Origin of the sequence: Streptomyces sp. NPDC058231 (assembly GCF_042882275.1) — a bacterium.
GTDB lineage: Bacteria > Actinomycetota > Actinomycetes > Streptomycetales > Streptomycetaceae > Streptomyces.
The window spans coordinates 1-26,633 of sequence record NZ_JBHVWN010000092.1; the positions used below are offsets into that span (position 1 = coordinate 1).

At 67.2% G+C, this 26,633-nt stretch carries 26 protein-coding genes and 2 pseudogenes; 9 read left to right on the top strand and 19 right to left on the bottom strand.

The features are described 5' to 3' along the window. Positions 1 to 90 precede the first annotated feature (90 nt). From ACFVXE_RS35205 to ACFVXE_RS35270, 14 genes and pseudogenes are all read right to left on the bottom strand, one after another. Entirely contained in the window at positions 91 to 996 is a 906-nt protein-coding gene (locus ACFVXE_RS35205; protein ID WP_389677416.1) for a YncE family protein, read from the bottom strand. After that, positions 993 to 1,982: a 3-hydroxyacyl-CoA dehydrogenase NAD-binding domain-containing protein gene (locus ACFVXE_RS35210; protein WP_389677418.1), complete on the bottom strand. Its 990-nt coding sequence runs from the start codon at positions 1,980 to 1,982 to the stop codon at positions 993 to 995. The genes ACFVXE_RS35205 and ACFVXE_RS35210 overlap by 4 nt, the downstream gene beginning before the upstream one ends. Then, positions 1,979 to 2,299, bottom strand: a complete 321-nt coding sequence (locus ACFVXE_RS35215) for an enoyl-CoA hydratase-related protein (protein ID WP_389677419.1) — start codon at positions 2,297 to 2,299, stop codon at positions 1,979 to 1,981. The genes ACFVXE_RS35210 and ACFVXE_RS35215 overlap by 4 nt, the downstream gene beginning before the upstream one ends. Further along, positions 2,296 to 3,528 (bottom strand): CaiB/BaiF CoA transferase family protein, encoded by a 1,233-nt coding sequence (locus ACFVXE_RS35220; protein WP_389677421.1) that lies wholly within the window; start codon positions 3,526 to 3,528, stop codon positions 2,296 to 2,298. Before ACFVXE_RS35220 ends, ACFVXE_RS35215 begins: the two co-directional genes overlap by 4 nt. 5 nt (positions 3,529 to 3,533) lie before the next feature. Continuing rightward, positions 3,534 to 4,760: an acyl-CoA dehydrogenase family protein gene (locus ACFVXE_RS35225; RefSeq protein WP_389677423.1), complete on the bottom strand. Its 1,227-nt coding sequence runs from the start codon at positions 4,758 to 4,760 to the stop codon at positions 3,534 to 3,536. A 406-nt stretch (positions 4,761 to 5,166) separates the two neighbouring features. Further along, positions 5,167 to 6,306, bottom strand: a complete 1,140-nt coding sequence (locus ACFVXE_RS35230) for a PP2C family protein-serine/threonine phosphatase (RefSeq protein WP_389677425.1) — start codon at positions 6,304 to 6,306, stop codon at positions 5,167 to 5,169. Positions 6,307 to 6,353: 47 nt separating this feature from the next. Then, on the bottom strand, positions 6,354 to 7,565 hold the full coding sequence (locus ACFVXE_RS35235; protein ID WP_389677427.1) for a zinc-dependent alcohol dehydrogenase family protein: 1,212 nt from the start codon (positions 7,563 to 7,565) through the stop codon (positions 6,354 to 6,356). A gap of 27 nt (positions 7,566 to 7,592) precedes the next feature. Continuing rightward, positions 7,593 to 7,783: pseudogene (locus ACFVXE_RS35240) on the bottom strand (hypothetical protein); the annotation flags it as partial. A gap of 401 nt (positions 7,784 to 8,184) precedes the next feature. Continuing rightward, on the bottom strand, positions 8,185 to 9,459 hold the full coding sequence (locus tag ACFVXE_RS35245) for a hypothetical protein (RefSeq protein ID WP_389677429.1): 1,275 nt from the start codon (positions 9,457 to 9,459) through the stop codon (positions 8,185 to 8,187). 475 nt (positions 9,460 to 9,934) lie between these two features. Beyond that, on the bottom strand, positions 9,935 to 10,429 hold the full coding sequence (locus tag ACFVXE_RS35250; protein ID WP_389677430.1) for a winged helix-turn-helix transcriptional regulator: 495 nt from the start codon (positions 10,427 to 10,429) through the stop codon (positions 9,935 to 9,937). Positions 10,430 to 11,003: 574 nt separating this feature from the next. Continuing rightward, complete coding sequence (locus ACFVXE_RS35255; protein ID WP_389677431.1) at positions 11,004 to 11,366, bottom strand: hypothetical protein; 363 nt, start codon at positions 11,364 to 11,366, stop codon at positions 11,004 to 11,006. Beyond that, complete coding sequence (locus tag ACFVXE_RS35260; protein ID WP_389677432.1) at positions 11,266 to 11,502, bottom strand: hypothetical protein; 237 nt, start codon at positions 11,500 to 11,502, stop codon at positions 11,266 to 11,268. The genes ACFVXE_RS35255 and ACFVXE_RS35260 overlap by 101 nt, the downstream gene beginning before the upstream one ends. 147 nt (positions 11,503 to 11,649) lie before the next feature. Beyond that, positions 11,650 to 12,000, bottom strand: a complete 351-nt coding sequence (locus ACFVXE_RS35265) for a nuclear transport factor 2 family protein (protein WP_389677434.1) — start codon at positions 11,998 to 12,000, stop codon at positions 11,650 to 11,652. A gap of 586 nt (positions 12,001 to 12,586) precedes the next feature. Continuing rightward, the gene (locus ACFVXE_RS35270; protein ID WP_389677435.1) at positions 12,587 to 13,285 is read right to left on the bottom strand and encodes a hypothetical protein; all 699 of its coding nucleotides are present in this window, start codon (positions 13,283 to 13,285) and stop codon (positions 12,587 to 12,589) included. A gap of 381 nt (positions 13,286 to 13,666) precedes the next feature. Here ACFVXE_RS35270 and ACFVXE_RS35275 point away from each other — a divergent pair, with 381 nt between their 5' ends. The 5 genes from ACFVXE_RS35275 to ACFVXE_RS35295 all read left to right on the top strand — a co-directional run bounded on the left by ACFVXE_RS35275 (position 13,667) and on the right by ACFVXE_RS35295 (position 19,524). Then, complete coding sequence (locus tag ACFVXE_RS35275) at positions 13,667 to 13,891, top strand: hypothetical protein (protein WP_389677437.1); 225 nt, start codon at positions 13,667 to 13,669, stop codon at positions 13,889 to 13,891. 332 nt (positions 13,892 to 14,223) lie between these two features. Continuing rightward, a complete protein-coding gene (locus ACFVXE_RS35280; RefSeq protein ID WP_389677439.1) occupies positions 14,224 to 15,051 on the top strand; it encodes a hypothetical protein in 828 nt (275 codons plus the stop codon). Between the two features lie 492 nt (positions 15,052 to 15,543). Further along, positions 15,544 to 16,344, top strand: coding sequence for an IS21 family transposase (gene istA, locus ACFVXE_RS35285; protein WP_389677440.1), 801 nt, complete (start codon positions 15,544 to 15,546; stop codon positions 16,342 to 16,344). Between the two features lie 531 nt (positions 16,345 to 16,875). Continuing rightward, the gene (locus ACFVXE_RS35290) at positions 16,876 to 17,652 is read left to right on the top strand and encodes a tyrosine-type recombinase/integrase (RefSeq protein ID WP_389677442.1); all 777 of its coding nucleotides are present in this window, start codon (positions 16,876 to 16,878) and stop codon (positions 17,650 to 17,652) included. A 609-nt stretch (positions 17,653 to 18,261) separates the two neighbouring features. Then, complete coding sequence (locus ACFVXE_RS35295; protein ID WP_389677444.1) at positions 18,262 to 19,524, top strand: tyrosine-type recombinase/integrase; 1,263 nt, start codon at positions 18,262 to 18,264, stop codon at positions 19,522 to 19,524. Between the two features lie 44 nt (positions 19,525 to 19,568). On the opposite strand, the gene ACFVXE_RS35300 is transcribed toward ACFVXE_RS35295, so the two are convergent. Beyond that, positions 19,569 to 19,901: a hypothetical protein gene (locus ACFVXE_RS35300; RefSeq protein WP_389677446.1), complete on the bottom strand. Its 333-nt coding sequence runs from the start codon at positions 19,899 to 19,901 to the stop codon at positions 19,569 to 19,571. Between the two features lie 203 nt (positions 19,902 to 20,104). Between ACFVXE_RS35300 and ACFVXE_RS35305 the strand changes: the two genes are divergently transcribed. From ACFVXE_RS35305 to ACFVXE_RS35315, 3 genes are read left to right on the top strand one after another with little or no spacing between them, the layout of a single operon-like run. Next, on the top strand, positions 20,105 to 20,914 hold the full coding sequence (locus ACFVXE_RS35305) for a hypothetical protein (protein WP_389677447.1): 810 nt from the start codon (positions 20,105 to 20,107) through the stop codon (positions 20,912 to 20,914). Beyond that, positions 20,911 to 21,783, top strand: a complete 873-nt coding sequence (gene istB, locus ACFVXE_RS35310) for an IS21-like element helper ATPase IstB (protein ID WP_389677448.1) — start codon at positions 20,911 to 20,913, stop codon at positions 21,781 to 21,783. Before ACFVXE_RS35305 ends, istB begins: the two co-directional genes overlap by 4 nt. Next, complete coding sequence (locus ACFVXE_RS35315; protein ID WP_389677449.1) at positions 21,674 to 22,045, top strand: barstar family protein; 372 nt, start codon at positions 21,674 to 21,676, stop codon at positions 22,043 to 22,045. The genes istB and ACFVXE_RS35315 overlap by 110 nt, the downstream gene beginning before the upstream one ends. Here the strand turns inward: ACFVXE_RS35315 and ACFVXE_RS35320 are convergent. From ACFVXE_RS35320 to ACFVXE_RS35330, 3 genes are all read right to left on the bottom strand, one after another. Continuing rightward, on the bottom strand, positions 22,039 to 23,439 hold the full coding sequence (locus tag ACFVXE_RS35320) for an integrase (RefSeq protein ID WP_389677451.1): 1,401 nt from the start codon (positions 23,437 to 23,439) through the stop codon (positions 22,039 to 22,041). The genes ACFVXE_RS35315 and ACFVXE_RS35320 overlap by 7 nt on opposite strands. 259 nt (positions 23,440 to 23,698) lie before the next feature. Then, the gene (locus ACFVXE_RS35325) at positions 23,699 to 24,013 is read right to left on the bottom strand and encodes a helix-turn-helix domain-containing protein (protein WP_389677453.1); all 315 of its coding nucleotides are present in this window, start codon (positions 24,011 to 24,013) and stop codon (positions 23,699 to 23,701) included. After that, positions 24,010 to 25,074, bottom strand: coding sequence for a tyrosine-type recombinase/integrase (locus tag ACFVXE_RS35330; protein WP_389677455.1), 1,065 nt, complete (start codon positions 25,072 to 25,074; stop codon positions 24,010 to 24,012). The genes ACFVXE_RS35325 and ACFVXE_RS35330 overlap by 4 nt, the downstream gene beginning before the upstream one ends. A gap of 145 nt (positions 25,075 to 25,219) precedes the next feature. Between ACFVXE_RS35330 and ACFVXE_RS35335 the strand changes: the two are divergent. Continuing rightward, positions 25,220 to 25,366: pseudogene (locus ACFVXE_RS35335) on the top strand (ATP-binding protein); the annotation flags it as partial. Between the two features lie 52 nt (positions 25,367 to 25,418). On the opposite strand, the gene ACFVXE_RS35340 reads toward ACFVXE_RS35335, so the two are convergent. Beyond that, complete coding sequence (locus ACFVXE_RS35340; protein WP_389677457.1) at positions 25,419 to 26,057, bottom strand: HAD family hydrolase; 639 nt, start codon at positions 26,055 to 26,057, stop codon at positions 25,419 to 25,421. Positions 26,058 to 26,633 lie beyond the last annotated feature (576 nt).

Genomic DNA, 26,633 nt, shown 5'->3' on the forward strand with positions numbered 1-26,633 from the left:
ACCCGGACAGAATGACGCCCACGCGCCGTCCACCACAGCACCCGGACGGCGCGTCACATCACAACAGGGCAAACGTTGCCTGATCCGGCACTAGACCCTCGTTCCGGTCGGCAGCGCGGCACGGGCGATGCCGGTGAGGTTGCCCTGCAGGGCAAGGATCTCCCTCCGGTTCGATCCATCGCGATCGGCCGCGTAGACGTTCCCGGCCAGGTCGGTCGCGTACATGCGTCCGTTGTCCGGATCGAGGGCGAGGCCGATGCCTTCCATCAGGTGGGTCAACAGGATCTCGGGCGTCCGCCGCCCGTCCGGCGGGTCCATCGGCGAGCGGTTCACGCTGTTACCCCGCGGCGGGTCCCCTCGATCAGTCCAGTACAGCGTGCGCTCCGCGAGGTCGAGCTCCAGGTCGATCGGCTCCGGCAGTCCCTCGAACAGCACCTCGATGTCGCCGCGTTCGGCCGCACTCTGCCCGGTGGGCAGGTCGACTCCGGCCCGTAGAATCCTCCCGAGCCCCGCGTCACTCGGGCCCTTCTGTGTCCAGTAGAGGTGTCCGCCGACAGGGTCGACGGCGACTCCCACGCACCATCTGGTCTCGTCGCGACGGTCGTCCTCGCCTTGTCCCGTCTGAACGAGGGTTTCGACGTTCGAGCCGTCGAGGTCGCAGCGCATCACGCGCATGCCCTCACGATCACCCCAGTACAGCTTCCGGCCGGCGGCCTCCAAGTGGAGTTGCTTGGGCGTGTACGTGACGCCGCGGGGGACGATCGTCGTCCGGTTGCCTCCTTCCAGGTCCACGCGTTCGATCGAGCCGTCGTTCTCCGGCGGAAAGCCCATGTTCGTCCAGTAGATGTGCCCGGCCACGACATCGACGGCGACCCCGTCGGGAATTCTGCACCCGGTGACGACGACCTTCTTGTCGGAACCGTCGGGGTTCACGGAGAACAGGCGACCGCCACTGCTGGCCTCGAGCACGAACAGTTTCTCCCGGCTGCCCGTCATGGCCCCTCCTTCGCCGGGTGACCGGCTACGGCGCTCGGCGCGCCGGACGGGTCGTACTGGGCGCGCACGGCCAGCAGGGCCGAAAGCATCGCGTCGCGCCGAGCAGCCATTTCATCGACCGAGCGGCCACCCGCCTCCTCCAGGACGCCGCTCACGATCTTCTCCTTGAGCTCGGGCGTGAACTCGGGCGTGCCCAGTTCCTGCCAGGACGCCACCATCCGAGGCATGAGGGTGTCCATGAAGTGCTCGATGCCACCCTCCCCTCCGCCGAGATGCCACAGCATGTGGGGGCCCATGACGCCCCACCTGAGCCCCGGTCCCCAGGACACCGCGTCGTCGGAGTCCGCCACGTCGAGTACCCCCTCCTGGACCAGGTGGACGACCTCGCGGTACAGCGCGGCCTGGATGCGGTTGGCGACGTGCCCGGGGAGCTCCTTTTTGAGGTGGATCGGCTTCTTGCCGATCGTGGCGTAGAACGACATGGCGTCCCGGATCGTCTGCGGGGCGGTCTTTGTTCCGCCGACGACCTCGACCAGCGGGACAATGTGCGGGGGATTGAAGGGATGACCGATGACGGTCCGCTCCGGGCGCCGGCATTCGGCCTGGATGACGCTCATCGTGATGCCCGACGAACTCGACGCGATGATCGTCTCCGGCGGTGTGGCATCGTCGATGTCGGCGTACAACCGGACCTTGAGCTCCGGGCGCTCCGGCGCGTTCTCCTGCACGAAATCGGCGTCCGCGACGGCCTGACGCAGGTCCGCCGTGAACCTGAGGCGATCGGGCGACGCTTCGGGCGCGAGGCCGATCGAGGCCGCCGCGTCCCATGCCGTCTCCACGTACGACCGCAGGGCTTCCTCCGCAGTCGGAGCGGGGTCGGTCGCGGTCACGTCGAAGCCTTGGGCGAGATAGTGCGTCGCCCAGCTCGCACCGATGGTTCCGGTACCGACGATGGCCACGTGGCGGACGGGTTTGCGCGCATTCATGACTGGTCATTGCTCCTGGGAGTCGGACCTGGGCTGCGGGGAAGGGAAGTGGTTGACGTGGCCGGTATCAGCGGCTGTGCCACACGGGGGTCCGTTTCTCGGTGAACGCTTCCCGCGCTGAACACCCTGCCCGCGCCCGTGAGTACACCGGCCGACGGCTCCGGGTCCGCGTCGAGCAGGTCCAAGGTCGCCGCGAGCTGTACCGCGACCTCATGGTCCACGGCGTTCTTCTGCGCCGGGCGGTTGATGGTGATGGTCAGCACGCTGCCGCGGCGCTCGTGGAGCACCATGTCGGACGCTTCGGACGCCGTGCTCATCGTGACCCCTCGGCTTCCGCCGTGCCGGGGATCGCTCCCTGGGCGCTCAGCTCGGCGATCTCGGCGGGGCCGAATCCCAGCTCGGCGAGGATCTCGTCGTTGTGCTCGCCCAGGTCCGGTGCCCGCTTCGCCGGGACCTTCTTGACGCCTCGCAGGTTGACCGGACTGCTGATGGTTTCCTCCAGCCCGCTGACTCCTTCCAGCGGCACCACGATGTCGTTGGCGCGCAACTGCGGGTCCTGCGCGGCCTGCTCCGGTGTCTGGATGAGGCTGTAGGTGACGCGTTCCCGGCCCAGGGCGTCCTGCCAGTGGGCGAAGGGCTGCGTGCGGAACTCGGCGTCGAGCAGTTCGGTCAGCGCGGCGGAGTTCTTGACGAAGCCCTCGACGTCCGCGAATCGGGGATCCTCGAGTAGCTCGGGATGCGCGATGGCCCGCGTCAGTCCTGGCCAGTGCGGGGGTGAGGCGACCAGCATGAACCACTTGTCGTCCTCGGTCCGGTAGGGGTTGATCAGGGGATTCGCCGGCGCCTTCCGGTCGTGCAGCTCGAACCGCGTGCCGCCGGCGAGCGCGCCGGCCACGAGAGTTCCCGTGGCCCAGACGCCCGAGGCGAGCAGCGACGTCCCGACACTGCCACCTTGTCCGGTGCGCTCACGGCGGTACAGGGCGGTCACGATCGCCGCGTAGATCGCGATCGCCGACATGTAGTCGCCGCTGCCCCAGACCGGCACCGTGGGTGGGGCTCCCGCGTCCCGGGTGGAGGCCAGCAGCCCGCTGCGCGACCAGGCGGCGGTCAGGTCGAAGCCCGGCTGCCCGGCGTCGGGGCCGGTGTCCCCGAAACCGGTGATGTCGGCGTAGACGACCCGCGGGTTCCAGCCCGCGACCTCTTCGTAGCCGAGGTGCAGCTTTTCGCGCGTGCCGTGCGGGAAGTTGGTGATCACCACGTCGGCCCACTCGACGAGGCGCTTGAGGACCTTGGTGGCCGCCGGTGACTTCAGGTCGATCACCATGCCGCGCTTGTTGCGGTTGGTGAGGTGCCAGCTGTAGTTGGCTTGCGCCCGGGGACTGGGCGGCATGGAGCCCAGCCGCCGCTGAGGATCACCCGTCCCCGGCGGCTCGATCTTGATGACGTCCGCTCCGAAGTCGGAGAGCACGGTGGCCGCGGCCGGTCCGGCGATGAAGGTCGATGCGTCGAGGACCTTCAGGCCGGTGAATACGGATTCGGTGGTCATCTTTGTCACCTCACGAAGGCACTCAGGCCGCCGGTCACGGCACGTCCGACGATGAGGGTCTGGATCTCCCGCGTGCCCTCGTACGAGTACAGGGCCTCCGCGTCGGCGACGAAGCGCCCGACCTTGTAGTCGAGGACGATGCCGTTGCCTGCCAGCAGTTCCCGCGCCCATCCCACGGTCTCGCGCATCCGCACGGTGCAGTAGGCCTTCGCCAGGGCGGACTGCTCGTCCCGGTATACCCCGGTGTCCTGCAACTGGGCCAGACGCGTCACCATCCCGCAGGAGGCCGTGGCGTTGCCGACCATCTTCACCAGCAGGTCCTGTACGAGCTGGAAGCCCCCGATCGGGCGCCCGAACTGCTCACGCTCCTTCGCGTACTGCAGGGCGATCTCGTAGGCGCCGAACATCACTCCCACCGCCTGCCACGCCACCCCGCTGCGCGTCCGGCGCAGGATCTCGGCGGTGTCCTTGAACGAGTTCGCGTTCTGCAGCCGGTTGGCCTCCGGCACGCGGCAGCCGTCGAGCACGATGTCGGCGTTCTGCACGATCCGCAGCGCCATCTTGTTCTCGATCTTCGTCGCTGTGAACCCGGGAGTGTCCTTCTCCACGACGAAGCCCAGTACGTGGTGCGTCTCGACATCGCGGGCCCAGACGACGACGAGGTCGGCGAACGTCGCGTTCCCGATCCACCGCTTCGCTCCGTCGAGGATCCACGCGTCGCCGTCGCGACGCGCGGTCGTCTGCAGGCCCCCGGCCACGTCGGAGCCGCCGTGCGGCTCGGTCAACGCGAAGGCTCCGATCTTCTCGAGGCGGCTCATCGCCGGCAGCCACCGTCGCTTCTGCTCCTCGGATCCGCAGCTGAGGATGGTGCCCATGGCCAGACCCGAGTGCACACCGAAGAACGTCGCCATCGATGCGTCGGCGTGCCCGAGCTCCATCGCGAGGAAGCCCGCGAAGAGGTTGCTCGGCTTGGATTCCGGGGAGTCCGGGTCGGCCCAATCCAGAAGACCGAGCCCGCCGAAGCCCTCGACCAACTGGAAGGGGAACTCGGCCCGGGCCCAGTAGTCGTCGACGATCGGGGCGACCTGCATACGGAGGAACTCGCGGACGGAATCGACCTTCTCCCGCTCCCCGTCCGACAGCAGTTCCTCAAAAGCGTAGAAATCGGCGGGCAGCAGCCCTCTGTCCAGGTAAGGACCGCATGGTGTCGGCAAGGCCGAAAAGCCGCTCATGACAAACTCCCTCAAGCACTGGGGGGCATGGCTCAGAGATCCCCGCCCGTCAGCGCTCTCCGCGCCCGGCCTTTCGGTTCTCCAGCCCGATCAAACGCGTATCCGAGGTCGGTACCCCGGAACCGCGCCGCTCAGGGCTGCCGTTGTCGCCCTGGGTCACCCCAGTGGCCCGCGGCAGGCACGGATGGCGAGGCAGGGCTGCAAGCTGCCCGCGCGGGACGTGGGCAAGCCTGCCGGTGAGCGGGAGGCCTACGGGGTACCGCAGGACGTTCACATCCCGGCCAGGCCCCACATGCGTGATCCACTGCATCGGGTGCCCCGGCCCCTGGTCCACTCCCCCGACGTCGCCGTGGGTCGGCGCAGAGCCCGTGACAAGCGTCTGGCCCGCGCCGAAGGAGAGGTCTTCTTACTCCAAGTGCGGCCCGTGGAACTGGTGGGATGCGGTGCGTTCGATCGCCAGGAGAGCGGCGTCGTCGGTGGGTACCTCGCCGACGTGGGCGAGCAGGTCATCGTGGATATGACGCAGCAGGGCATCGGGGCTGGTGGTGGGGAAGGAGGCGGCCCGCTCGGCGAGCGGGTAGAAGGCTCCGGTCGGTGAGCGGGCTTCGATGACGCCGTCCGTGTAAAGCAGGAGAATGTCTCCGGCTTCGAAGGGGAACAGGTCGGCGCGGTGGCTTGAGGTGGGCAATGCGCACATGCCCAGCGGGGGTGCGGGGCGGCGTGAGTGCAGGACCGTGACCTGGTGATCATGCACCAGTAGAGGCGGGGGATGGCCACAGCTGATCATCTGGGCGTGTGAGCCGTGATCGGGAATGTCAAGTACGAGGGCGGTGATGAAGTGTTCCCCCAGGTCGTACTGGGTATCGGCCACATCCTCCACGTTCAGACAGAAGCTCTCCTCGAGTGCCGCTGTGAGCTCCGGCAACGTGGCACACCGGTGAGCACCCTCACGGAACGCGCCCAGCACCACCGATGCTTCGCCGATGGCGGCCATGCCCTTGCCCCGGACGTCACCGATGATCACCCGCGTGCCGGAATTGGCCGAGCGGGCGATCGCAAACAGGTCGCCACCGATCTGGGTCTCGTCCTCGGCGGCCAGATACAGCCAGGCCACGCGCAACGGCCCGATCCGGCGGGGCGGAGGCCGCAACAGAACACGCTGTGCCGTCTCGGCCACCGATCGCGCCCGGCTCAGCTGACGACCACGCCGCTCCCGCACGTAGCAGACGAAAACCACCAGAGCGGAGAGCACGGTCAGGGCGGTGATCTGCGCGATGTGGTTGGTCGTGCCGAGTCCGCCGTGGAGAACAGCGATGAAAGCCTGAGCGGCCACAGCCAGAACACCGACCGCCGCAGTCAGCCATGGGCCGGCGAAGGAGGCGGTGAGCGCGGGCGCGATGACCAGCAACGGCCCCAGATGGACATCGACCGGAGAGTGGATGTCCACCACAGTGATCACTACGATCAACGCGAGCGGGATCACCACCAATCCGCGGCCCGACGGCTGCTCAAGGAGGCGGTCCACCGAAGCGCGCCGGACACCCATACACCTCATTGTGCCCCTCGCCCAAGGCGACGCATGTTCCCAGGCCGTCAGCCAAGGACGACGTCCCGACGGAGCGTTCTCGCCCCACCCGGTGTAGAGCCCAGCACCCCAGCAGTCCGCCCTGAGCTGGGGCGGAGGCCAGTGCCGGCGTCGGCGACCTTGCCTTGCCGCAGCGGCACCCGCCGGCATTGGCCGGGCCGCGCCCCGTCGTCCTCGTCCCGGCCATCCTCGAAGACGAAGAGCGGTTTTGCGCCATGTGCGGGTGCTTCGGCGAACGAGACGGCTTCAGTGAAGCGTTCGAGCGGGAACGGCTCGCCTTGGGGGATGCTCAGCACTTCATCAGCGACGAGACTGCGAACCTCGGACAGCGCGCGCAGCGCATCCGCAGGTGAGGTAGTGCCGAACCAGCGGTTCAGCCAGAAGCCACGGACTGCTTTGGTCTCATAGATGACCGAGCGTGCCAGCAGCGGGATCGTCAGCGCTGCCGGGTCGGTCTGTCGATGGGTGGAGAGCGCGCCGTAGACCACGACCTCTCCTCCCGGAGCCAATGCCTGGGACACCTGGGCGCCCACGTGGCCCGCGACGCAGTCGACGGCCTTGCGCACGCCGGCCGATCCTGCAATCTCGGACACACGCTGCACCAGGTCCTCGTCCTCGGTGCAAATGACCTCGTCACCACCAAGGGCTTTGATCTCCTCGACGGCATCGCGCCGCCGCACGACATTGATCGTGCGAATACCCAGATGCCTGGCCAGCTGGATGACGAGCCGGCCGACGGTGGAGCCCGCGGCCGTCTGCAACAGCCATTCACCCGGCTGTACGTCGAGCTCGCGAGTCACCAGCAGCAGCGCAGTCAACGGGTTGACGGCGAGCTGACAGGCACTGGAGTCGCTCAGATGATCGGGGACCTGCAGGAGCCTTCGTGTATCGGCGGCGAGGTACTCCTGCCAGGTCCCGGCCGCGGGCGGCCCGGGTACCGCCGGGACAGCAACGGCCACCACGCGCTCGCCGATGTTCAGTCCCTCGGTCTTGGGGCCCAAGGCCTCAATGCGGCCCACGCATTCCATGTGGCCCCCGACCGTGGGAAACTTGGGGGAGAAACCGTAGCGGCCACGCACCACATGAAGATCACTGGCGTGAATCGGGGTCGCCTTCACGCGGATCAACGCCTGACCGGCCCCTGGCGTGGGAACAGGACGGGATTCCAGCCGCAGGACATCGGCCGGCTCGCCGACCTTTCCGGCTACGAGCGCGCGCATGGATCGTGGCATGAGTGACCTCGTCTCTCAGCGCCCGACGAACTCGGTAGGCGTTCTGGACAGGAACAAGGCCGGTGAGGCGGCCGTCCATGACGGGCTTCGGTACTGGATGTGCCGCAGGCCGCCTCGGATTCGTTGCATGAGGTATTCCGGCGTGGTGAAGGCGACGTTGGAGAGGCGCGCCGCGGCAGGGACCAGATGCCGTCGACGCGATTGAGACAGGTCTTCTGCGGACGTGTCGAGAATGTCGGCCATGCTCAACTGCACCAGCCTGATCGTGATCCACGCTTGACGTCGCCGAGCCTAACTGCGGTAGCAAGCGGCGCCAGAGGTACTCGCCGGTCCGGAGCGGAGTTTTTGCTGCATCAGGCGTGAATCACTCCCGCACCCGGGCCGACTGTGATTTCTCGTGACAATCACGCGCCTCAAGATCCGCAACTGCCACCCAGACCGGCAGACGAACGATGCCCGTGGAAGTGCAGGAATCCACCGAACCGGAACTCACCCTCCTGTGGGAATGACGCCACACCCATCCCGGCCCATATCCACGTCAACGACTCGGGCATCGAACAGTCGCGTGTGCGACAGGGCAGTTCCCAGGTGTGCGCCGTCCGCGCGATCAGATTCTCGGCGGCCAGCACCCGTGGTCGACCGCGGGAAGCCCGACGTACGCGCGCAGGCCTGCGTGAGTGGCCGGAAGCCCGTAAGTGGCGAGGCTCTCGCCCAGGTTCTCGTCCGTGTTCCACCACCCTTCGAAGAGATCGGCGAGGGCATGCAAAAGCTGCTGCTGAGGGCGGCGGAGGTCCGCGTACGGGGGGCAGGGGTCGGGTAGTGGGCCAGAGAACAGGTCCGGCAGAACCGCCTTCGCCTTGGATGCCCTTTGCGACGTGCTGACGAACGGCAGGCAGGCGGCGACTGCGGCGCGTGAGATGGGGGAAGGTGGCAGAGCGAGCAGAACGTGAGCGGTGTGCCCGTGGAAATCGCCCAGGCTGAAGTCGGTCGCGGGTACAGGCGCAGGGGCCGCGGCTGCGGCAGCGAGTTCAGCAACGGCTCGGTCGAGGAACGAACCGTCGAGCTCCGCGGCGGCGCTTCGGGCGGTCTGGGCGATGGCAATGGCGGCAGCCCAGCGTACGAGGCCGTCCTCGGCGTCCAGACTGGCAGTGAGGGGCCCCGGGAGAGCCGTTGTTCCGAGGATGCCGACAGCTACCAGCGAGGTGGCCTTCGCTACGGCATCCTCCTCGTGCGCAGCAAGGCCGAGCAGGAGGGGCACGGAGGTGACCGCCAGTTCGGGAAACCAGGTGAGCAAGTAGGCGGTTCTGGACCGGACTCGGGGATTCTCATCGTGCAAGAGACCGACCAGGGACGGAAGTTCGACAAGTACGGCGTTGTACGAACGCATCGAAGTGTCACGGGCATCGACCGGATTGCCGGCCGCCACCCAGTCCCGGATGTTTTGCAGGTTCCGGCGTCGCTGCTCGTCCTGCTCGGCGGCCAGTTCCTCCTCGTACAGCGGGAGGAGCTTGTCGGACGAGTTCGCGGCGGCTTCCGCGCGCCAAGCGGCGATGTCGGCCCCGTCGATGATCTCGCGCTCCTCATCCCAGTTGACCGCGAGGCCGGTCAGGAGCTCCAACGCGTGCTCACGCGCCGGCTCCGGGCCGGCGAGAGCGATGCGGGCAAGGAACGGCACTGCGTACGGGGATGCCTGACAGCGGGTTCCCTGGTGCGCGAGATGATCGAACAGGCTGCTGACGGCCTGCTGTCGTGCCTGCTCGTCATCGCCGCACAGGGCGCGCAGTTGGCCGGGCACATCGACGGCCGTCCCGTAGGCGTGGTTCAGGTTCGCCCAGTCCACTTCGTCCAGGCCGGTCAGCAGGTCGTCGTCCGCAGTGATCACCGCCGCATGATGTCAGAGTCCTCCGACACCGGTACGGGGCCCCAGCAGGCGGGCCGTCGGAATCGGGCACCATGACCGGGCAGAACGATCCCACCGTTTCCAGCACGTGGGACCATCCCCGCGGGCGCGGGGAGCAGGATGATCCGGGCTTCCTTCTTGCAATGATCTGGAAGCTCCGACGGCCGGATGTGGCTACTGGGTGGAACCGTGGCGGAACTCGAATCCTTCGTAGAGTCGTCCTGTTGGGAGATCGAGTGGATCGAGTAAGCCGCAATCGATGAGTAGCCGGAGCCGAACGAGGGCGGAGCCGCCAGGCACCCCGTGACGTGGTCCACCGCCCCCTGACCGCAGTGGCGATGGCAACTGCCGGATGCCGGTGCCGGACGGCGGGCAGACAAGTGTTGCAGGTGGTGTACGCCGTCGCGCGGGTTGCAGCGGACGTGCGCCGAGCGGGGAAGCGGGCCTGTGCATTCGGTTACGTGGGGCCAGCTTCCACGTAGCGGGCGCGCATGGCGTCGCTGGCGGCGGGTCCTGCGGTGTAGACGAAGGCTTCGCTGTCGTCCAGTCTGCGACCCGTGACGGCGTCGACGACGACCGGGTCGACCTCCTCTCCGGTCTTGGCGTCAACCAGGATCATGCTGCGTTCCTCCGGCGCCAACCGTGAGTTGCCCCAGGCGGCGAGGGCGACGATGACCGGGCGGATCGAGCGGCCGAGCTCGGTGAGGACATACTCGTATCGGGTCGGATTGTCCTGGTAGGGGCAGCGCTCAAGTAGTCCGTCGGCAACCAGGGACTTGAGGCGGGTGGTGAGCATGCTCGAGGAGATACCGAGGTTTTCCTGGAACTGGTCGAAGCGGGTGTAGCCGTCGAACGCGTCGTGCAGGATCAGCAGCGTCCACCACTCACCGACGTGCCCCACGGTCGTCGACAGCGGACACTCTCTGTCCTCCAGTCTGATTCGGCCCGCCACGTTGACCACCTCACACACATAGGCGCTAGGGCGTGTTTCGAAAGTCCCGCCTGCTCGGCGACGTCTCGCACGCACGCTCGCCGCGTTGTCGGGATCCCCCCGATACATCCAGTATCGGGGCGACCCTCCGCCTTGCGATCGCACGCACCAGACGCCGCCGAGCCCGCCCTCCGGGCGGACGGCGCTACTTTCGAAACACGCCCTAGAGCGAAATTTACTACTTCTATTTTAGCAGCTATGTGATGTGGGCTTTCGCGCGCCGGCTTCCATCGGGATGAACATGCCTTGGCGCGCCGTGCCGCGCCGCTGGGGGTGAGCGCCTCCTTCCCATGCCCCACTGTCGTGACCACAGGTCAGTCAAAAAGTGGATCGGATGCGGCTGGCCAGTGACCGGGCAGGGCGGACAGGTCGTGCCGGTTGCGGCCGGCGTGGGCGTGCCGCGGACGACGAACATGCGCGGGACCTCCGCAAAAGCCGATGCAGTAGTCAAGTCACCCCGGCTGGGCCGCCAGGACGTCCTCCCGGGCCCCGCCTCATCAGGATCAGCACCGGCCGGTTTCGGTGCGGGAGGACGTTACCGACCGGGCGCGTAGTCAGCGCCCCGTGAAAGAGTCTCGTGTGCGCGGATGCCGGCGAGCGCGGTTTCGATATGACCGACGGCCCGCTCGAAACCGGCACCGCCGAGCACGAGTTGACGCGGCGGATCGTCCTGGTTCATTGCGGCGACAACGGCCCGTGCGGTGTCGCCGGGCTGTTTCCCGTCCTGCTCGACCATGGCTGCGTGGACGGACTGGAGCATCGGCCGGTAGTCCTCAATGGCCTCCTGCACCGGTTCATCAGCGAACCCGGCGTAGGCACGGGTGCGGAACGCTCCCGGCTCCACGGCCATCACGTTGATGCCCAGCGGCGCCACCTCCGCGCGCAGCGTCGATCGCATCGAAGCGGGCTTGTGCGGTCGAGACGGCCGACCTGATCTGTTCGGCATCAGTGACGTCCAACTGCAGAACGAGGACCCGTTCACCGTAGGGAGCGGCCCAGGCATGCAGTTCCTCAGGTCTGCGGGCGGTCAGCACGACACGGTCGCCACTATCCAGCGCGGCTCCGCGTAAGCAATGCCGAACCCACCAGGGGTGCCTCCGGTGATGAACCAGGTCTTCATCGATGTCTTTCCGTGAGCAGAGGAGGGAAAGGGAGAGGTGGCTGCCGTGGCGCAGTCGCGGTCAGGGCTCGATGACGAGGCGTTGGATGCGACCGTCGCGCAGCGTGAACCGGTAGTGGAGGTCGACGACGCCGCCGGGGAAGTCGCCCTCGAGCCGATGCGTGGCCGTGCAGTGCGACGCATCGATGCCATCCGCGCCGGTGAGTGCGGTCGTGTACGTGTATTCGCTGGCGGAGCGGTTCAGCCAGGACTCGATAGCCGCGGCACCGGCGTAGGTCTTGCCGTCGTCGGTCACGGTGGCGTCGTGGGTGAACGCCGTGATCGCGGTGGCGGCGTCTCGCTCGCGGTGGGCCGTCAGATACTCGGTGACGACGTCCGGCAGTACGTAGACCTGGGGCTGGTTGTCGTTCATGGCGCGTCCAAGTGAGTGCGTGGGGGCGGAAACCGAGGGCGTGAGATGAAGGCCTTTATCAGGCGCTCACCTCGGGTGCGCCCACAGAGAGGCAACACGACCCACGGTTACTGCTAGATCAGAAGTTGTAACTTTGACTTTAGCACTCACTGGGCACCGGGGCCGTTCTGGGCTGCAGGTCGCTGTCGCCGACGCCCTGGGACGCGCCGATGCGCATGGCCAACGAGCGGGCGGCCGCTCGGGCGGCCCAGGCACACACCGAGGGCGGCAGGCCGTCGGGGATGTCGGCCAGGGTGGCGTGTCAGATGGTCCACCCCTCGCCGTAGAAGCCGCCGGGGCGCCGGCCCAGAAGGTCCCGGCGCCGCTCAGCGCTGAGCCCCATCGGGTTTCCGCGGCGACCGATGCACGTACGGCACTTCTCGCTCACGACCCACACATGACCGGTCTCCGGGTCGAAGACGGACGGGGCCGCTGAGGCAGCAGGGTCCGTGTCACCCTGATGCGGTCGGCAGCCGCGCGAGCGCCGACCGGACGTCGGGCCGCACAGCCCACCGGGCCGGAGCCGCCCTACGTCCGGTCGAAGACCTCAGCCCCGGGCTGCCGCTGCGGCGGTGATCCAGTTCCTGAACTCGACGGCGTAGTGGCGGAGGTGGTGCTCCAGAACGTCCTTGGGGCATGTGGTGGGCACGTAGACCGTCAAGCTTGCGGTGAAGCCGTCGGCGGTGTCGCCGAACTGGGTCAGCGCCCGCCCTACGACGGTGCTGTCGGCCAGGAAGAGGTTCGAGGACATCTTGTGCGGAAACTCGGACTCCGGGAGGAGTTCGTCCGCGTCCGCGGCCCAGGCCATCGCGTCCGTTCCCCAGCCGCCCATGTAGAAGGAGCAGACGTGGGGGCCGATGTTCTCCACCACGTTGAATGCTCCGTCGGCCCCGGGGGCCATTACGTAGTGCTCGGGGTGCGCGGCGAGGAGTGCGTTCTCGTCGCCTGCGAAGGCTTTCTCCATCCAGGCCAGGAACGCGTCCGAGGTGAGGCCACGTGTCGCGAGCACCGTCGTGCCCGCCGTAAAGCTGCCGTCGGAGGCGAGGGCACTGCCTCGCAGGAAGGCGTTGCCTTCCTCGATGTCCGCCGCCATGAGGTCGAGCAGACCCTGGCGTCCCAGCCGTGTCCTGAAGCGGTCCAGGGCGCGGCGGGCGTAGAACAGCTCGAAGTCATCGATGCTCCCGGAGCCAGTAGGCCCTGACTCGAGCGTCACGGTCACGGGCAGAGAAGTCTGGTTGTCGGTCACGGTCGAACCCCCGAGCTGCTGCGCACACGCGGGAGCAAGTCCCTGGACCGCGGGGCCCGTACCATCACCGAAATCCACCGCCTCCTGCTCGAAGCAGCAACCCCCTACGTCGACCAGATCCGGCGCTCCAACCCGGCGGCGGCGCTGGACACCGCGGCCCGCGCCGTCCTGGGTGCCTGCTTCCACAACTCCGTACGACCCGACCCTGCCACCGGCGAAGCGGCCAGGCGCCGGTACGCGGAGGAGCTCAGCGAGATGGCGATCGCCTATCTCCTCACTCCTGAGCACCGCGGCAGCGCCTGAGCTTGAGCCGCCCGAGCTGCGCGGGTGATCCTCACGGCGATGACACCGCCTATTCCTCCGCGCCGTCGAGCCTGGCGGGTGGCTTCCGCCGACGTCAGACCTGCCCTCACCTGCCACCTCACCCCGGCGGAGCCATTACTCTGGGCCAAAGGTGAAACCAGTGGCTTCAAGGAGGCGATGGCCCGCAGCGGCGCCGCGTTCGCCGCCGAACCCAGCGGCACCGACCCCTCCCCAAAGCAGCGAGCCGCAGAGCAGCAGGCCCATGCCGAGCTTCAGCGGCAGAAGCGGGGCCATGCCGCGTGACCCAGCCCGAACCGCTGCGCCTGCGCGGCTCTGACGCAGGCGAAACCGTGTGGATCCACCTCGACCACACCCAGCAGCCCAGCAGGGCATCGGTTCGCAGTCGTGCGGACCTGGGGTGCTGCGGCGATACCGGCTGAAAATCGCACCGGCCGAGTTCACGTCCCGCAGGACGACATGACGGTCAGCGGTAATCGCGAGGTGGGCGGCCTGGCCGTCCTCGACGCGGTGCTGTGACTCGTCACCAGGTAAAACGCGTACCCTCGCACCGACGGCCCTCCGGCCCAGTGGTATACCCGCTTCAGTTCATGACGAATCGGTGAAGGGGGTCAGCGATGGCAGAGCGGGCGTGGGCCACGGCGGGCAAGAAGGACAGTGCCGACCGGAAGTCGCCGGGCCGGGCGCGGCTCACGGGTGTGGCGCTGATCGTGCTGTCTCTGATCTGGGTGGTGCTGAGCTACCTGGCGTTCACGGTGTGGATGCCAGGCCAACAGGAGCGCTACGAGCACTACCGGGCAGCCGAGCCATGCTCCGAGCAGGCGACCCCGCAGGAGGTGGCTGCGAAGGACTGCCTCACCATGTGGCACTTCACCGTCACGAGGGCTGAGTCCACGTTCACAGGAAAGGTCAGGGTCTACGAGGCGACCCTCAGGGGCAAGGGCGACGACTCCTGGCAGAGAGTCGTGCGGTTCAGCGACTCCGGGCCGCTCTTCGACAAGCTGCATCGGGGCGACGAGGTCACCGCGACCGGCTGGCGCCGCGACATCGTCGTCCTCAGCAAGGACGGCGTCCGCCAGAACACCTCCGATGTACCCCGCGACGAGCAGCAGGGGAACGCCGCCCTGGGCGTCCTCGTCGCGCTCCTCGCGGCCGAGTCGCTCGTGTTCGGCGTGGTCCGCCTGGCCAGGCCGACCGCCTACGGTCCCTTCGTCTGGGAGCCGTTCGGCAGGTGGCTGGCCTTCACCGACATCTGCGTCGGCGTGAGCGTGGGGGTCGCGTCGATGTGGCTCGACATCCCGTGGTGGACCGTGCTCGTGACCGTGCCGGTCGTGGTGTGCGCGGTGATGATGCGTCTCCTGCGTCAGCGTCGGCGCGCGGCGGCGTCCTCGACGAAGGTGCAGGGGCCGAGGCGACAACAGGACTCGCGAGTGAGTGCGCGATAGGACGCAGCGGGGCATCTTGCCCCCGTCGATCCGATGTGTGCCGCCGGCAGTGACGGGCCACACGCCTGCAGTTGCCGCCGGCTGCTGTTGTTCTGGAGCCGCGCCACCGTCTCTGTGAGCGTGAACTCGGCGCACGGTACCCGTCCGTGGAGTTCCTCGCCGAAGATCTGCTGCCGCGGGCGGAGCAACGCAAGGCGCTGGCCGACGACCCGGCGAGGCACTGTCGTCGCCGCCGACTCGTGCAGCTCGAACGCCTCGGCCGTCGCCATCAGTGCGCGCAGACTCACCGGATGCCGTCTGATGGCGACGTCAGTTCTGACGGTCCGTCACGGTTTCTGTGGCTTTATCGAGCAGTAGCGACGTCACTTGTCGACGGGTTTGGGAGGCGCCCAGAACCACGGTCGGGTGATGTTGATGAGTTCGGGAGGCACTGGGGTTCTTGCCAGGGCAGCATCGGGATGCTCCTGGTGAAAGGTCCTGGTCATGCCGTAAATGTCGAAGGTCGAGCTGTACGCGGCGATCCGACGTGACCATCGCGGTGGCATGTCGATGCGGGAGCTTGAGCGCAAGCACGGCGTGACCTGGCGAACGGTACGGAAGGCGTTGGACTCGTCCTGGCCGGAGCCTCGTAAGAAGCTGCCTCCCCGAGCCACCACGCTGGACCCGTACAAGCCGGTGATCGACGAGATCCTGCGGGCGGATCTGGACGCGCCGCGCAAGCAGCGGCACACGGTCACCCGGATCTTTCACCGGCTGGTCGAGGAGCACGGGGCGGACGTCTCCTACGGGGTGGTGCGCTACTACATCGCCAGCCGGAAGCCCGAGATCCTGGTCGAGTCCGGCAAAGCGCCGCTGGAAGCATTCGTCCCGCAGACTCACCTGCCCGGCCACGAGGCGGAGGTCGACTTCGGTGATGTGACCGTGCGCCTGGGCGGTGAGCTGGTCACCTGCTATCTGTTCTCCTTTCGGCTGTCGTATTCGGGCAGGGCCGTCCACCGCGTCTTCGCCTCCTGCGGCCAGGAAGCGTTCTTCGAAGGACACGTCCACGCACTGCGGGCTCTGGGCGGAGTTCCGCGGACCAAGGTCCGCTACGACAACCTGAAGGCCGCCGTCGCCAGGGTGTTGGGGCAGAGCCGGGGAAGAGTCGAGGCCGACCGGTGGATCGCCTTCCGCTCGCACTTCGGCATCGAAAGCTTCTACTGCCGCCCCGGCATCGAAGGCGCCCACGAGAAGGGCGGAGTCGAAGGGATGATCGGCTACTTCCGCCGCAACCACTTCGTCCCGGCGTGTTGACTGAACTACCGAACCTTGTCTCCTTGTTCTTCGGACAGGCGAGAGGCGGGGTGGCTACCGTCCCCTGCCATGGCTGAAGGTGTAGATGTTCCAAGGGACTTGGGCTCGCTGGTGGTTCCCCGGGTGGGCTCGCTCGTGGAGGCCGGCGATCTGTGGGAGCCGTATCGGCTGGTTGGTCCCGCGGGGCTCCCGGTGGGTGCGGTGACCGCATATCTGCACGAGTTGCAGGCGGCGGGGCGGCCCGCGACGACGCAACGCTCCTACGGCATGGATCTGCTGCGGTGGTTCCGCTTCTTGTGGGCGATCGAGCTGCCCTGGAACGAGGCGACCAGGATCGAGGCCCGCGACTTCTCTCGGTGGATCCAGATCACCGCCAAGCCTCCCCGACGCCGACGTACAGACCAACGTGCACAACCGCGTACAGACCGGACCGTGAATCCGATCACCGGGAAGCGGCCGATCGGGACGACCTACGCCTCCTCGACTGTCGCGCACAGTGAGACGGTGCTCCGCAGCTTCTACGCCCACCATTTGGACGCCGGGACCGGCCGGCCGGTGAACCCGTTTCCGCTGGCCAGGGCTCCGCGGGTGAACTCGCACCACAACCCGATGGAGCCGTGGCGCCCGCAGCGATCGGGGCTGTTCCGGCCGCGGCAGCCCCAGCGGATCCCCCGGCAGATCCCCGATGAGGTCTTCAACGAGTTGTTTTCGAGACTGTCCTCGGATCGGGACCGAGCCCTGGTCGCTTTCTGGATCTCGACCGGGGCCCGAGCCTCGGAACTGCTCGGCGTTGTGTCCTCGGGCACGGAACCGGGGCGGCAGCTCGTCACGGTGGTACGCAAAGGGTCGCGCGCGATGCAGCAGCTGCCGGCTTCGCCGGACGCGTTCGTCTGGCTGCGGCTCTACCAGCAGCAGATGCACGGGCTGGTGCCCGCAGGCCCGGATTTCCCGCTGTGGTGGACGTTGCGACGGCCGTTTCGCGCACTCAACTACCATGCCGCGCGGGCGATGTTCGTCCGCGCGAACACCACACTCCGGTCGAACTGGTCGCTGCACGACCTGCGGCACACCGCGGCCTACCGGCTGGCCCGCGATCCGCTCATGCCGATCACGGACGTCCAATGGGTCCTCGGTCATGCCCGTTTGTCCACGACTCAACGGTATGTCACGCCCACTGCCGAGGACGTCATCGAAGGGGTCCTGGCCCATCACCGACGTCAGGCGGAGAGGCAAGCGGAGCCAGCTGCGCCGTCGCTGCACTACCGCCCGGAGAGTCTGGACGTGCTGTTCGGCCGGGGGCGGCCGTGACCACCAGCGCCATCACCGAAGCAGTGGCCACTCGGCCCTGGCAGCTCAGCGCGGAGGCCGAGGCCCTCTGGAAGAAGTTCCCGCCCCGCGCCAACCCAAAGAGCTGGCCCGCGACCCGAGCCTCTCGAGCCGCCGTGGTGACCCGCATGCTCACGCCGCCATTCCTGGGGCACGACTCCAAGACACGCTGCAACCGGAAGTTGACCCTGCTCAAGGTGCTCGACTGGCTGGAGATGCAGCCCGGCAGCACGTGGCAGGAGCGGTGGGATGCCAGCGGCGTCGGTGTCGACGGGCGCGTGGACTGGCGGACCCGCCTCATCGACGACCTGAGGAGCGTCGACAACCTTGGCCCGCGCGGAGACCGGATCTTCAAAATCCTCGGCATGGGCCTGGTCCAGCTGATCGGTGGCGATGTCCTGCGGCCGGATCTGGGCTGGTTGATCGCCACCAACTCGCCCCTGCGGATCGCGAACGAGATGGAGCGCGTCCGCGACGGCGAGGCCATCACCAAGCTCCGGGCCCTGCGGACCGCGAGCACGGTCGGCGACTCCACGGTGCTGCCCGCGATCGAGAAGATCGCGCTCATCATGGCGTCGAAGGGCGGCATGGTTGCCGACCTCACTCCCGGCGACTGCCTGGAACTGTTCAAGACCAGTAAGGAGGTCTTCCCAGGACCGGGCAAGTCCGCTCGGCACAGCCCGTTCTGCTATCAGCTGCTGCACTCTCTCGGCACCTTCCCCGCTGACGCACCGCCCTCGGTCCGCATGTTCAGCACGCGCTTCCCCGGCCAGCTCACCACCGAGCAACTCGTCGACCGCTACGACCTGGCCTGCCGCCCCGTCCGCGAGCTGCTGGTCGACTACCAATTCCTTCTGGGGCTGGGCCGCGGTCGAGGTCCTGCGGATGACCGGCATCCGGATCGAGGAACTGAGCGAGATCTCGCACCACAGCCTGATCCAATATCGGCTGCCGAGCACGGGCGAGCTGGTCCCGCTGCTGCAGATCGCGCCGTCCAAGACCGACGAAGAACGGCTCCTGGTCGTCTCCCCGGAACTCGCCGACGTGCTCTCGGCGATCATCTGCCGCGTCCGCGCCGACGATGGCGGCGTCCCGCTCGTGATCGCCTACGACCACCACGAGAAGGTCTGGAACCCGCCCATGCCGCTGCTGTTCCAGCGCAAGATCGGACTCGAGGACCGACCGATCCCCATCGACGGCATCCGCACCCTCCTCCAGGATGCCCTCGCCGCCACCGGATTCACCGACGCGACCGGCGAGCCGCTGCACTTCGCTCCGCACGACTTCCGGAGGATCTTCACGACCGATGCCGTCATGAACGGCATGCCGCCCCACATTGCCCAGCTGATCCTCGGACATCGCGACATCAACACGACCATGGGATACAAGGCGGTCTATCCCGAGGAAGTCATCAACGGACACCGGGCGTTCATCGCCCGCCGCCGGGACCTGCGGCCCAGCGAGGAGTACCGCAGCCCCACCGAGGAGGAGTGGGAGGAGTTCCTCGGCCACTTCGAACACCGCAAAGTCGCTCTCGGCGACTGCGGCCGAGCCTACGGCACCAGTTGCATTCATGAGCACAGCTGCATCCGCTGCCCACTCCTACGGACTGATCCAGCCCAAAGGCCCCGCCTCATCGACATCCGCGACAACCTACTCGCCCGCATCGCCGAGGCCGAGCGCGAAGGCTGGCGCGGCGAGGCCGAGGGGCTCAAGGTCAGTTTGTCTGCGGCGAACACCAAACTTGCCCAGCTCGACAACCACATCGCCCGACGCGCGACCGCTGTCCAGCTCGGCATGCCGAGCTTCGGGCACATCGTCATGCGCACGGTGAACTCCGAGCAGGAAGGTTGAGCAGCGAAGGGGGCGGCTACCTTCGGCAGCCGCCCCCTGATCGCTTACCGCGGATCGGAGTCCAGGAACTCGCGCAGGGCCTGGCCGCTCAGGATGCGCACCGGGTTCCGGCCGGGCGGCAGCGGAAGCTTCTTCCCCAGCGCCCACTGGAACCGCGATGCCGGGCGAAGATCGAAGACGTACTTCCCGCCTTCGGCCTCATCGGGTTCCGATCCAACGATCTCGAAGGCGCCAACGCACACTTGGCCGTCGACGAAGGCCAACAGGTAATCGCCGTGCTGCTTGATGGTGTCCGCCGAGAACTTCCACCAGCGCGATGCGCCAACCTCGACGGTGTCGCCGTCCTTCAAGGACTGCCGCACGTCCACTGCCAGCATCGAACCCCCAACTGTTGAGTTGTTCGACCATGTTGTTCGGTCGATGAGATGACTCTAGGACCCTTCGATGCTTTTTATCAACCGATAAACGATGTTGATCATGGGTCAACCGGCCCTGCGGGCAGGCGACATGAGCCCTTTGCCCCCCTCGCGCAAGTTCAGAGAATGTCCCCGAGGTCTCCTCGCTCGCCGAGCTGAACGAGATGGTCGAGCAGTGGGACCGGCAGGACGACGCCCGCCGCATCGGCTCAAGGCCCAAGACGGTCGCGGAGTACTTCGCACTCGAACAACCTCTGCTGATGCCGCTGCCCGAGGAACCGTTCGAGACGGGCCGGCTGTTCACCCCACGGGTCGACCGCTACGGCCAGATCCCGGTCCGCACCAACCGCTACTCGGTCCCGATCCGGCTGATCGGCAAACGCGTGCGTGTCATGCTGCACGCCTCTCACCTAGTGGTCTACGACCAGAACGTGGAAGTCGCCCGGCACGAACAGCTGATCGCGAAAGGCGCCGTCCGCCTGGACCTGGACCACTACCTGGAAGTCCTGGTCCGCAAGCCTGGCGCCTTCCCTGGCTCCACAGCACTCGAACAGGCCCGCTCGGCAGGCAGGTTCACCCCGGTCCACGACGCCTGGTGGGACCAGGCCCGCAAGATGCATGGCGAGCGAGACGGCACCCGGGCCCTGATCGAGGTCCTCCTGCTCGGGCGTCACTTGCCCCATGAGCATGTCGTCGCTGGCCTGGCTGCGGCCCTGCGGGCCGGGGCGATGACCGCGGACGCGGTTGCTCTAGAAGCCCGCAAGGCCGCCCAGGCGGAGACCGAGCCCGCCCCCGCAGCGGACCGGCTGGTTCCCGGCGAGCTGTCGGCGACGGTGACGTCCCTGCATGAGTGGCGGCTCGCGCACCTTCCTGCGGACACCAGGCCGCTGCCCTCGGTGGCCCCCTACGACCAACTGCTCCGACGACGCCGCACCAGCGGTGAGGAACACCGCCGTGAGGGAGAAGCACAGTGACCCTGCCCCGCCAGCGAGGCTTGACCGAGCAGGCCGCCGACGCCGCCATCGACAGCGCCTGTCGGCTTCTGCGCCTGCCCTCGATCCGCAACGAGTTCTCCGACATCGCCGACCGGGCGATGAAGGACCAGATGACCTACCGCGGCTTCCTCGCCGAACTGCTGATGACCGAGTGCGACGACCGGTCCCGTCGACGTTCGGAGAGGCGGATCAAGGCAGCTGGCTTCCCGCGGGAGAAGTCGTTGCGGGCGTTCGACTTCGACGCGAACCACAACATCGACGCCACGACCATCCATACCCTCGCCAGCTGCGAATGGATCAAGAAGAGCCAGCCACTCTGCCTGATCGGAGACTCCGGCACCGGCAAGTCCCATATGCTTATTGCCCTGGGCACCGAAGCGGCCATGAAGGGCTACCGGGTGCGCTACACGCTCGCCACGAAGCTGGTGAACGAGCTGGTCGAGGCCGCCGACGAAAAGCAGCTCAATAAGACCATCGCCCGCTACGGCCGCGTCGACCTCCTCTGCATCGATGAACTCGGCTACATGGAACTGGATCGCCGCGGCGCCGAACTTCTCTTCCAGGTGCTGACCGAACGCGAGGAGAAGAACAGTGTCGCCATCGCCTCGAACGAATCCTTCGGCAAAGCGCACATGTTCCGGCGAACCTGTGTCAGGCAGCGGCTGAACAGCACGGGTTCAAATTGGAGAGGTGGGCCATCGAGCTGGACGTATCCTGCGTGCTGTGACGGCGATATACGTGCTGGACGGCACCCAGGTGAGGACGCTGGAAGACTTCTGGCGACTCATCGGCGAGGCGGTCAACGGTCCTGGAGGCTACTTCGGCAAGAACCTCGACGCCTTCGCTGACTGCCTCAGCGGTGGCTTCGGGCAGCCCGACGACGATGACTACGTTGTTGAATGGCGTGACCACCAGGCGTCTCGCGAGTATCTGAGCTATCCGGAGACGGCTCGCCAGCTGGAGATTCGCCTCTCACGGTGCCATCCCACGAACCGTCCTGCTGTCAGCGCGGAGCTGGCTGCGGCGCGTACAGAGCACGGACCGACCGTCTTCGACTGGCTGATCACGATCTTCGAGGATCGGGCCCCTGGCGTCCTGCGCCTTCAGTAACCATCAATGCCCGGTCTGCACCGCTCCGGCAAACGGCCCGCATCGACGTGGTCGGCGAGATAGATCATGGTGGCTTCGGGGTCCATGCCGAAGGCGGCGGCGACGAGTTTGGGATCCATGGTGTTGACCAGGTCGAGCAGTCGAGTGCAGCGGATCATGCGGGGCGGGAAGCCGCAGGCGTCGAGGACGTGGCTGACATAGGCGGTGGACGCCGGTCCCCGGCCGGACTTCGTCTGACGGGTGACCATCACGTGGGGATTGTCGGTCCGCTGGGCTTCGCGGTGAGCCAGACAGCGTTCCAGCACTGCCCAGGACGCTGGGTCCAGGGGGACCGGATACGGGCGGTCGCCGAGCCGGGTGGTCCGGGCATGAGGGTCAAGGTCAGCGGTCTGCAGCATCTTGACCTCGCGACTTGAGGCGCCGTGCAACAGCGCGAGCATGCCCAGCAGGGCCTCGTGCGGGTGGACGGCCGGACCGGTGGTCCAGCGGCGGAACAACACGCGCTGCTGATCCAGTGTCAGCGTCGCTACGGTGAAGCTGCTGGGACCTCGGGCGGTCAGACCGTGAGAGGGATCGACGAGCACGATCTTCCGAGAACGCGCGAATCGGAAGAACTGCCCGAGCACGACCAGCCGACGCTTGCGCGCCTTGGGCGAGCCGGCGAGGAAGGCTTCGACATCGTGGACGTCGGTCAGCACCCAGTCCTGCTTGCCGCGTCCGCTGGCGAGGAAGCGGGCGAGGTCACGCACGATGGCCAGGGCCGCCTCGACGGTCGCATCGCTGCGAGGTCGTGTTCCGGCCCGGCGGGCCCTCTCACGCGAGTGCATCATGAAGTCTGCGAACGCCTCCACCGATGGCCGCAGGTTCTCGGGGACGGCTTCGATACGACGCTGTCGGCGGCCGGCCGCGAGCCGCTCGGCCTGATCCGTGGCCATGGCCACGCCGTGATCGGTGAAGAAGGTCTCCAGCGCGCGGGCGAGGGAGCCCATCGAGCGTCCGGAACGACGAGAGCGTTCAAGCAGAACCTGCGGGTGGTTCGGCTGGTCATCCAGGAGGAGTCGCCCCAGGGCGGTGATCATCGTGCAGGCGCGACTGACGCAGTACTTGGCGGCGAGATCGGCGGTGAAGTCCCGCAGCCAGTGCGGAGGTTGTCCGAGTTCGGCGATCAGGCTCTCGACCCGGACGAAGGGCCGGTCGGGGTGACGCTGCCAGCGGGCTGAGCACAGCCCCAGCCCGGCATGGCGCCGCACCCGGCCGCATTCGCGGCAGGTCTGGGGCGGCTGTTTTGTCTGGCGAGGACGCGAGCAATGCCCGCACCAGCCGGTGTCTTCGCGCAGATAGCCGGGCCGATCGCAACGAGGACAGGGCGCCTTGGCGGCGTCGCGTTCCGTCATGCGTGAGCAGTCCCGGCACAACGTTGATGTCTTGTTTCTCACCGGGTGACCGCAGGTGGTGCACACGCGTGAGCAGGTGATGCACCGGCCGGTGTCCTCCTGGAGGACGCGCTGCTGGCCGCAGCGGGGGCAAGCGGCCCTGGCCGCGGTCTCTTTCTGCCGGGCCATGCAGCGGCAGCAGTATTGGCGGTCGATGAAGCCGACCGGGGCTCCGCAGCCGATGCAGTCGCTCTGTTTCATGCCCACGATGTCGCCCGGGTCAGAGCGGCGGCATCGAACGGCCACGGGCGGAGGCCGCTCGGGGCAGGTCAGCGACTGGCCGGGGTGGGGCGGCAGGACGCTCGACGGGGGTGGCGTCGACCTCGAACAGGTCGTTGGGAGTGCATTCCAGCGCGGTGCACAACGCGATCAAGGTGGACATCTTCACCTGTGAGGGTTCCTTGGTGAACAGCGCGGACACCGAGGCGGAGGACATCTGCAGGCCGGCGCGTTCGGCCAGAAGCCGCTGCAGCTGGGTGCCGGTCCAGACCTCACGCTGGGCGGCGGCCATTCGCAAGCGCCATCGGATCTTCATGCGGGGTTGCCCTCCTCGGCGGTGAGTTCGCCCAGCGTGGTGGTCACCGCGCGGCGATAGGCGTCCTCGATGAACGTCGCGGACGGCCGGACGTATCTCATGGTTGAGCTGACTGTCCAGTGACCGAGGAGTTGCTGGATCGCCACGAGGTCCACACCGCGTTCGTAGTTGTGGGTCGCGCAGGCCCGCCGCAGGGCATGCGGGCTGAACCGGTCGGTGGTCGGGCGTCCTTCGAGTTCCATCAGATAGCGCAGGCGGTTGCGGATCGTCCCGCGGTGCAGGCTGCCGCCGGACTCGTCCGCGAACAAAACGGGTGAGTCGGGGAACTTGCCGCGGACGTCGTCGAGGAACCAGTGCAGGACGAGGTCGAGGCCGTCCAGCATGGGCACCCACCGCGGCCTGGGGCCGGAGGTGCGGGCGCCTTTGCCGAATCGCACGTGGAGTTTTCCGAACGGTCCCCGCGAGAAGTGGACGTCGGGACGGTCCAGCAGGGATGCCTCTTCCGAGCGCAGGCCGGCGTGATAGAGGGTCCGGAACATCGCATAGTCCCGGGCCGCAGGCCCGTACTTACGAGCGGTGGCGATCCGGGACTTGAGGAAGTCGAAGAACTCCGCCACACGTTCCGGCGTCGGTGGCGGCAGCTGAGCCGGGAAATCGTCTCCGACATGCCGCGAAGCGTTGAACTCGTCCACCGGGCAGACCAGACGGACACCGAACCCCGCTTCAATATCAGCGGCCTTGCGGACCTGCAGGAACCGGTGGAAGCCCTTGAAGATCTGCACATACTCGCGCCGGGTCGAGGCCGCCCGTCCGGCGAGGGCCAGGTCGCCGACGACGCGGTCGATGTCCTCTGGGGTGACATCCCACGCGGGCCGGCCCAGCGCAGTGAGCGTTCGCTCCAGCAGACCAATGTCGTTCTCGACCGTCACCGGGCTGAACCCGCGGGCCCGCCACGAGGCGACGAACGCCTCGACGCATTCGGCCTGGAACTCCCACGGATCAGCGGTCACTGACTCCAGAAGGACGGCACCGCCCTCGATCACCCGCAACTGGGATGTCACCGGCACACCTTCCTCGCACCTGACCGATCAAGGCAGCACCTGGAAAATCTGAGCGCCACCGTGAAGACCAACGAGGACCGCAGAAGATGGATACGGGCCGGTGGCAGCAGAGATCCTCAAGAAGGAACATGTGCCAGCCCCAGATGGCTGGACAAAGACCTTCACCGACCCTCGCCTTTGCGCGGCAATCGTTGACCGTCTCACCTTCAACGGCACAATCATCGAGACCGGCACTGACTCCTACCGGCTCGCCAGCACTCGAGCCCGGGCAGAACACGTAGAGGCAGGCTGACCAACTGCTTCAACGCCTGGCCGGCTACCGCTGAATGTCGGCCAGGCCAGCATCATCCGAGCGGGACACGCCCTGGAACGCGGGGCCCGGCGTCCAGATGAGCTGCGATGCGTGTGATCGTCTGGGTGTTGTCCTCGAACAGATGCGCCTGCATGCCAGCCGCCCGGGCAGCCTCAACGTTGACTGCGACATCGTCGATGAAGAGACAGCTCCCTGGCCGCACGTCCAAGCTGTCGCAAGCCGCTCCGAAGGCGCGCAGGTCAGGCTTTTCGATACCGATCTCGTGTGAGTAGATGATCTGCTCCACCAGTTCGTCGAAGTGGTACAGCGAGGTTTCTCGCTCCCGGGCACCGACGAAGCTGTTGCTCAGGATGCCCAGCCTGCAGCTTCCCCGCAGTTCTCGCGCATAGTCGATGAGTTCCTCGTTCGGCGTCCCCAGGTATTCCGCCCAGAGATCAGCCATGAAGGCCCCCACCTGGGGCGCATCGAGACCCAAGCGGGCGGCCAATTGCTCGTGCACCTCTCGCTCGCTGATGCTCCCGACGCTCCCAGCTCTCCACACATCGCGCATCCGCTCATTCACGGTGCCCAGCGGCAGCTCCAACCGCTCTTCCCACCGTTGCACCGATCCTGTTTCCGGCGTGATCTCCAGCACGCCACCGATATCGAAGATGACGCAGGTCGCTGTCACTCGAACTCCCCCTCCTCGTCCTGCCACCTGACGAGCGCGCACCGCCCGCTCATGTGATCTATGGAGACACTGTCGCCCTTCCCTTTGGGGCAAGGTCAAGCGATCTTGGAAGCTTGTGGCAGCCCTGTTGCGATCCGCCGACACGACTCGGATGCATCAGCAGGTGCCTTCAAAACTCATGACGATCCGCCGAGTCCTTGGCCGGACGACGACGTCAGAAGTCGTCAACAAACGCTGTCGCAAGAAGTGAACGAGGCCATTTCCGACTCATTCGCCACGGTCCAGCATGGTTCAGCACCTATTGTCCCTCAACGGCCTGAGCCCGCATGCACGCAGATGACCGACCATGCACGACTCCCCGTAGCCGGTCACCAGACTTGGAGAGCGTGCCGGTGCCATGCGCGTCAAAGGCGGGCCTGCCTCTGTCTTCGCTCCGGCTGGCCGCGCCAGGCGACGCGCTACGTGCTGCGGGCGAAGCGAGTAAGACCGACCGGCAAATGGATCACTTGAGGCGTCGGGTGGTGGGGCGGCCATCCCAGCGATAGCGGCTCGTCGAGCGTCGGATGAGCATGCGGA

Bases quoted from the DNA above. Each gene is read 5' to 3' on its own strand.
- ACFVXE_RS35205 (WP_389677416.1), bottom strand. From the start codon at position 996: ATGACGGGCAGCCGGGAGAAACTGTTCGTGCTCGAGGCCAGCAGTGGC.
- ACFVXE_RS35210 (WP_389677418.1), bottom strand. From the start codon at position 1,982: ATGAATGCGCGCAAACCCGTCCGCCACGTGGCCATCGTCGGTACCGGA.
- ACFVXE_RS35215 (WP_389677419.1), bottom strand. From the start codon at position 2,299: ATGAGCACGGCGTCCGAAGCGTCCGACATGGTGCTCCACGAGCGCCGC.
- ACFVXE_RS35220 (WP_389677421.1), bottom strand. From the start codon at position 3,528: ATGACCACCGAATCCGTATTCACCGGCCTGAAGGTCCTCGACGCATCG.
- ACFVXE_RS35225 (WP_389677423.1), bottom strand. From the start codon at position 4,760: ATGAGCGGCTTTTCGGCCTTGCCGACACCATGCGGTCCTTACCTGGAC.
- ACFVXE_RS35230 (WP_389677425.1), bottom strand. From the start codon at position 6,306: ATGGGTGTCCGGCGCGCTTCGGTGGACCGCCTCCTTGAGCAGCCGTCG.
- ACFVXE_RS35235 (WP_389677427.1), bottom strand. From the start codon at position 7,565: ATGCGCGCGCTCGTAGCCGGAAAGGTCGGCGAGCCGGCCGATGTCCTG.
- ACFVXE_RS35255 (WP_389677431.1), bottom strand. From the start codon at position 11,366: ATGCGATCGACGCTGCGCGCGGAGGTGGCGCCGCTGGGCATCAACGTG.
- ACFVXE_RS35265 (WP_389677434.1), bottom strand. From the start codon at position 12,000: ATGAACGACAACCAGCCCCAGGTCTACGTACTGCCGGACGTCGTCACC.
- ACFVXE_RS35280 (WP_389677439.1), top strand. From the start codon at position 14,224: ATGGCAGAGCGGGCGTGGGCCACGGCGGGCAAGAAGGACAGTGCCGAC.
- istA (WP_389677440.1), top strand. From the start codon at position 15,544: ATGTCGAAGGTCGAGCTGTACGCGGCGATCCGACGTGACCATCGCGGT.
- ACFVXE_RS35300 (WP_389677446.1), bottom strand. From the start codon at position 19,901: ATGCTGGCAGTGGACGTGCGGCAGTCCTTGAAGGACGGCGACACCGTC.
- ACFVXE_RS35305 (WP_389677447.1), top strand. From the start codon at position 20,105: ATGGTCGAGCAGTGGGACCGGCAGGACGACGCCCGCCGCATCGGCTCA.
- ACFVXE_RS35320 (WP_389677451.1), bottom strand. From the start codon at position 23,439: ATGACGGAACGCGACGCCGCCAAGGCGCCCTGTCCTCGTTGCGATCGG.
- ACFVXE_RS35325 (WP_389677453.1), bottom strand. From the start codon at position 24,013: ATGAAGATCCGATGGCGCTTGCGAATGGCCGCCGCCCAGCGTGAGGTC.